Here is a 5530-nt window from a genome sequence, read left to right as displayed (position 1 = left end):
TGACAGACCCGGTCTACCCGGCACCGAAACGAACTTCGCTTTGTTCACGGACGACAAGCTACCAAGCTCGCGACTTGATTTCCCATCGAGCTTAACGAGCGTGATGCGTTTGGCATCGTCGCTGTAGCCGCCGCCCAGCATCACGATATCGTCCTTCACGGCAATGGCCTTTGCTCCGGCGACGCTGTTCGACCAGAACACCGGCCTACCTCCGCTGATCCGAACGATAGGAAAGCCCGAGTAATAACAGGCCCAGATTTCATCGCCGACGAGCGTCATAGCGTAAATGTCGTCAATCCCGCCCTCATCGCGATGCTGCTCGTTGAATGACCATAGAACACGGCCAGTGGCGTCAAACTGAACAAGACCACCCGATGACACAGGCCAGCTTCCATCTTTGTTCTCTCCGCCGAATACGCCTTCGTCGAAATAGCCAACCCAGATCGTCGCGTCAGAGGCGCATAGCAAGGTTTCGATCCCGTCGCCGAGGATCATCTCCGACTCTTTCCGCCCATCCGCAGAATAGATCACGCCGTTTTTCTCTCCCCTGTCGGCGCGAGAGCCTGCAACCAGCCATCGACCGTCAGGCATCCGATCAACGATAGGATGCGCGCCCGATGGCATCACCGCCACATTGGACTCCGTGCTTCCGTCGAAGATCGACAGACGCATGTCGTCGTGCCAGACCTTGGGGTATTTCGGCGACCGCCAGCCACCCTTTGCGGCCTCCCACCACCGCATGTGCTCGCTATGAACATCCTTCCGAGTGCGAATGAGTGCCAGTCGCCCGTCCGCCAGCGCGGTGTACCCGTAGTCGAACCAACCTTAAGGCGTTGCGGGAAGGGGGATCGCCTCCGCTATGGTTTGAAGCTCGATCATGGGACAACGCTCGCAGTTGGATGCCGAGAGCGCAAGCGTTCACTCGATGACGCGCTATCGGAACGGCAATCGCCGCGTCAGGGAGCTTGATGAACTCGCACCTCCGCTAAAAAACTTTATAAGTCATTGAAAAATTGGGATAAAGTATCTCGTGGTGGGATTCAAACGGTATCGAGTTTCACTTGCAGATTGACGGTGGCCAACCTCTCAGGGAACCCTCTTACATCACCGCGAGGGACACGACCCGCTGCGTCTATCGCTGACCCCCAAGCACGCGGCAGTACTGTAGCTCCTACATGGCATGGGCGCACAAAGTGATCAATGCAGCTTCGCCGAGGGGCGGGCTCAGTAAATACCTTGCGCGGCCTCCTGTAGGAGCATCTTTTCCAAGGTTAGCCCCTATACCGCCTGCCGTGATCTAGGGTTCTCGCGCCCCAAGTCCTTTAAAAGAACAACGATTTTGGACCGCTCAGAAGCGCGCAGGATCAATCCCGCGAGTCCAGGGAAAGCGCGGGGCATTGCTCGGAATTCGCAAACGATAGCGAAAGGATTTTTGAGCGCCCAGGTCACTTCCGCTGCTCGCGTAACGCAACTGTGAACCAGCCGTGCCGGCCGCCGCCCCTGCATTAACCGCAGCGGTCGGCAATCTCTCAGGTGTCGCCGAAAAACTCTCTTGCTGCCGCGTATGTGGGCAAGTGCAGTGGTTCCGCCGTCAGCCTGGATGCTCTGGCCTGTCAGACAACGAGCATCGTCTGACGCAAGAAAGGTCATTATACGGGCAATATCCTCCGGCGTTCCGAGCAACGGCGTCAGAGTCGCATCCTCGTTGAGTTTGAGCAGCGGTTCCGGGATAAAACTCTTGAGAAGCGGGGTCAGGACCATCGAGGCAGCCACAGCATTGCAGCGGATGTTCTTACGGCCAAATGCGGTCGCAACTGACTGGGTCAGCATGTTGATGCCTGCTTTCGATACTGACATCCTCGCCGCTGAGGGCGGTCCGCGGTAGACTTAGAAAGCAACCTTTCTTAAACCGTGTTTTGAGCCAAAGCTAAACGACGCTGCTTTAAAGATCCTTTATGGCGCGCTTCGCATCAAACACAGCATCCGCTGCCTGTCCGCTTACACGGTCAACGTCCTTGTCGAACTGCCTGACGATGCCTGGCGCCGTCAGTCCGTCCATGCCTTCCCTCACCAGTCTCTGGTATTCCTGACGGTTATCGGCTTTTGCGAACATCTGCGCCTGAAATTCGCGGATTGCAGCCTCAAGCTTGATGCGATCCTTCGGTCCAACATCGCGCCGGGCGGCTGCAAGAGTGCTTTCGAACGAGGCCTCGCTGCTGCCATCGATCACAGTAGGAGCTTTGTTCTCGCTGCAGGCAATCACGAGGCTGCAGGCAATTACAATCGATGCTGAGCGCATTTCCGGCCTGCCTCATGTTGGAACTGTCAACCAACAAGCGCTGACGGCGCGCAAAGTTCCGTCCGGCAGCAAGCAGTAGCACCTGCCTTCGCCGGCTTGTCCAGGATACCAAGGCAGGGCTAACTTGCCAGCGGGCCGCAATGGGATCGACTGGACGATGTTGCCCCCTCTCTGCCGCTCCGAGGATCGGAAACTGACGTGACCGGACAGCAAGAAGCCATCCGCCACACGTTCGTCGTCGGGCTGCGCAATGCCCACGCTCTGGAGGAAGAAGCCTTGAGCTTGCTCGATCGACAGATCGAGCGGCTGGCCCATTATGCCGATGTCGAAGTGCGGCTGCGGAGCCATCGTGGCGAGACCGAGCGTCAGATCCAGCGGCTCGAGACGATCCTCGATGGACTCGGGGAAAGTGCGAGCGCATTCAAGGACGCGACGATGAAGTTGGGCGGCAATGTCGCTGCGATGATGCATGCGCTGGCGCCCGATGAAATTCTCAAGAACTGCTTTGCCAATGCCGCTTTCGAGGCTTTCGAGGTTGCGAGCTACAAGGCGCTCATTGTCATGGCCGAACAGGGCGGTTTTAAAACAGCCCTGCCGCTGCTTGAGGAAACCCTGCGTGAGGAGCAGGCCATGGTCACCTTCCTCGATGAGACGTTGCCTCTGGTTGTGCAGCGATATCTGGCGCTGCGAAGTTCGGGTGAGACGGCAAGTCATTAGGCCTCGTACATGATGCCTGAGCCCGCCATTGTTTCCGGAATGATGGCCAGCCTTGGCACAGGCCTGGCCACGGCTGTCGGGGCATTGCCGGTTCTGGGAATCCGACGCCTGTCGGATCGTGGCCAGTTGGCGCTCCTCGCCTTTGCGGGGGGCATCATGCTGGCGGCGTCCGTGTTCTCGCTGATCCTGCCCGGTATCGCGGCGGCGCAGGAGCAGGGCTTTTCGCCGACGTCTGCCCTGCTTCTCGTCCTGTCGGCCACGCTTGGTGGAGCACTTTTCATGGCGCTGCTCGGGGCGGTTCTGCCGGTACCCGAAGCGGTCTTCAATTGCGAAGATGCGCGCAGTAGCGATCGAGCAACCGCCGGTCTGGCGGGGCCAAAGTCCGTCTGGCTGCTCGTCCTGGCCATCACGCTTCACAATATCCCGGAAGGCGCGGCCGTCGGCATGGCATATTCAGAAGGAGACACTGTTCGCGGCCTGTCGACCGCAGTTGCGATCGGCACGCAGAATCTTCCCGAGGGACTTGCCGTGGCTTGCGCGCTTGTCGCGGCTGGCATGTCGCGCGGGCGTGCCTTTGTAGGGGGCGCTCTCTCCGGCGCGGTGGAACCAATCGCCGGGACGGCTGCGGCTGTTCTGGTCACGGTTGCGCAGGACCTGCTGCCTTGGGGCCTCGCGCTTGCTGCCGGCGCCATGCTCCTGATTGTCTGCGGGCAGATCATGCCAGACATTGCGCGGAACGCTGCGTCAGCGAGACTGCACATCGATTGGTTCCGCCGACCGGTTTCAGCCTTTGCCTGTGGTCTTGTGGTAATGTGCTTCCTCGACATTGCCTTGGGCTGAGCAGCTACATTTCGACTGCAATGAACACTGCGCCGGTCCGCGCTTTGTCGTTTGCGCAGTGGAATGCTTCGTTGATCCGGTCCGGCGGATAGCGATGGGTAGTCAGGCGCGTAGCGTCCAGCTTGCCCTTGCCGGGCAATTCCAGCACCTGCCCCTGCTCCTTGTCGGGGTGCCACCAGGCAAAGCTGGCACTGGATCAGCTGTATCTCGCTCATCTGGAGGCGCTGCCATTCAAGCGGCATTTCCTGACCTGCGCCGAAGCGCGCTTTCGCCGCGAGCGACGCTGCTTGTTCAGGGAACGTCTTTAGATTCAGAAGTTTAAGTCGTAAGGCTGCCGGGGGTATTATGATGAAGCACCGTTTCTGGATCGGCACCTACAGTGCCAACGGTGGAGAAGGTCTGATCTCGGCGACGATCGACGAAGCCGGAAGGATCGAAATCGAAGGGGCGGAGCCGCGCATCGTCGATGCAAGTTACGGCTTGTGGTGTGCTGACCTGCAGACTGCCTGGTTCGTCTGCGAGCAAGAGGACGGGCAAGTCTCCGGTTGGCTTCTGGAAGACGAGCGATGGGTGCTCTTGGGGAGCGCCTCGACTGGCGGTGCCGCACCGTGCTTTCTCGACATCTCACCGGACCGCTCACTTCTTGCCGTGGCAAATTACGACAGCGGTTCCGTGGCCGTCATCGCGCTCGACCCTGTGACGGGGGCGCCGTTGCGCTGTAGCGGGGTTCTGCAAAACAGCGGCAATGGGCCTGATCCCGATCGGCAAGCTGGTCCTCATATCCATTGCGCACGCTTTGCGGAAGAAGGAAGTACGCTCTATTTCACTGATCTCGGCCTTGACCGGGTATTTGCAGCCTCGGTCGGTAATGGAGGCGAAATTCACGACAAGCGCGAGATGTTTTGCGCACCGCCCGGATTTGGACCGCGACACCTCATGGCGTTGGGAAACGAAATCTTGGTCAACGGTGAACTGTCCAGTAGTCTGACGGCACTCTGCAAGACGGAGGCCACCTTTATGCCAATGGACTCCTTGCGAACTGACCCGTCGAACAAGCCCGACAATCTCGGTGGGCATCTGTTGGTTGAAGATCAACTGGTTTGGACAAGCAATCGCGGAGCCGACACTTTGGTGGCGTTCCGAGTGATGCAAGGAGCGCTGCACCAAGTTGCTTGCTTTGCCAGTGGTGGCCAATCGCCACGCCATTTCGCGAGAGTGAACAAGCACCTTGTGGTCGCTCACGAAAAGGATGGGATAGTTTCCTCGATCGACGCATCTGCAGGCAACGTCCTCTGCGATGTCGTTGTGCCGGGGGCCGCATTCATAATGAGTGCATGAAGGCGGTCGCCGCTACGGCTTGGCCAGACCTCCGCGAGCGCCTGAATATCTCGAATGGAATCTGGCATTCTTCCTATGGCCGTTTTTGGCCGAAGGAGAAGCGTCGTGGGACTAAGATCTTGATGCTGCCGTGCATGATCGGCCGCCATGGAATGCAGGGCAGGATGTTGGCCCGAAATGCCCTGTGCGCAGGCCAGACATCAAGCAGGATCGACTATCTCGGCCATCTTAGCGCGCGGCAATGACGCTCTTGGAACCACACTGGAACGACAGATTCTGGTCCTAGAGCATAATCCGACCGGATAGAATCGCAGGGGGTTCCCAAGGCGCTGGAAA

At 58.9% G+C, this 5530-nt stretch carries 6 protein-coding genes and 1 pseudogene; 3 read left to right on the top strand and 4 right to left on the bottom strand.

Annotated features, from left to right (window positions below; translation table 11 throughout):
• From AX703_RS08030 to AX703_RS08020, 3 genes and pseudogenes are all read right to left on the bottom strand, one after another.
• On the bottom strand, window positions 1-672 hold a 672-nt coding region (locus tag AX703_RS08030; RefSeq protein ID WP_197423650.1), incomplete at its 3' end, for a hypothetical protein.
• A gap of 606 nt (window positions 673-1278) precedes the next feature.
• Window positions 1279-1860, bottom strand: a pseudogene (locus AX703_RS28840) (SDR family oxidoreductase); the annotation flags it as partial.
• An 82-nt stretch (window positions 1861-1942) separates the two neighbouring features.
• Window positions 1943-2299, bottom strand: coding sequence for a hypothetical protein (locus tag AX703_RS08020; protein WP_062343559.1), 357 nt, complete (start codon window positions 2297-2299; stop codon window positions 1943-1945).
• 198 nt (window positions 2300-2497) lie between these two features.
• Between AX703_RS08020 and AX703_RS08015 the strand changes: the two genes are divergently transcribed.
• Entirely contained in the window at window positions 2498-3016 is a 519-nt protein-coding gene (locus AX703_RS08015; RefSeq protein WP_062343558.1) for a ferritin-like domain-containing protein, read from the top strand.
• Window positions 3017-3025: 9 nt separating this feature from the next.
• On the top strand, window positions 3026-3856 hold the full coding sequence (locus AX703_RS08010) for a ZIP family metal transporter (protein WP_062343557.1): 831 nt from the start codon (window positions 3026-3028) through the stop codon (window positions 3854-3856).
• A gap of 4 nt (window positions 3857-3860) precedes the next feature.
• Here the strand turns inward: AX703_RS08010 and AX703_RS27295 are convergent, their stop codons facing one another.
• A complete protein-coding gene (locus tag AX703_RS27295; RefSeq protein WP_156451969.1) occupies window positions 3861-4004 on the bottom strand; it encodes a hypothetical protein in 144 nt (47 codons plus the stop codon).
• A gap of 200 nt (window positions 4005-4204) precedes the next feature.
• Here AX703_RS27295 and AX703_RS08005 point away from each other — a divergent pair, with 200 nt between their 5' ends.
• Window positions 4205-5194 (top strand): beta-propeller fold lactonase family protein, encoded by a 990-nt coding sequence (locus tag AX703_RS08005; RefSeq protein ID WP_197423649.1) that lies wholly within the window; start codon window positions 4205-4207, stop codon window positions 5192-5194.
• The last annotated feature ends 336 nt before the right edge of the window (window positions 5195-5530 follow it).

The organism is Novosphingobium sp. CCH12-A3, from assembly GCF_001556015.1.
GTDB lineage: Bacteria > Pseudomonadota > Alphaproteobacteria > Sphingomonadales > Sphingomonadaceae > Novosphingobium > Novosphingobium subterraneum.
The sequence above is the reverse complement of the archived record's forward strand: the minus strand, read 5'-3'. Positions and strand labels throughout refer to the sequence as shown.

Bases quoted from the DNA above. Each gene is read 5' to 3' on its own strand.
- AX703_RS08020 (WP_062343559.1), bottom strand. From the start codon at position 2,299: ATGCGCTCAGCATCGATTGTAATTGCCTGCAGCCTCGTGATTGCCTGC.
- AX703_RS08010 (WP_062343557.1), top strand. From the start codon at position 3,026: ATGATGCCTGAGCCCGCCATTGTTTCCGGAATGATGGCCAGCCTTGGC.
- AX703_RS08005 (WP_197423649.1), top strand. From the start codon at position 4,205: ATGAAGCACCGTTTCTGGATCGGCACCTACAGTGCCAACGGTGGAGAA.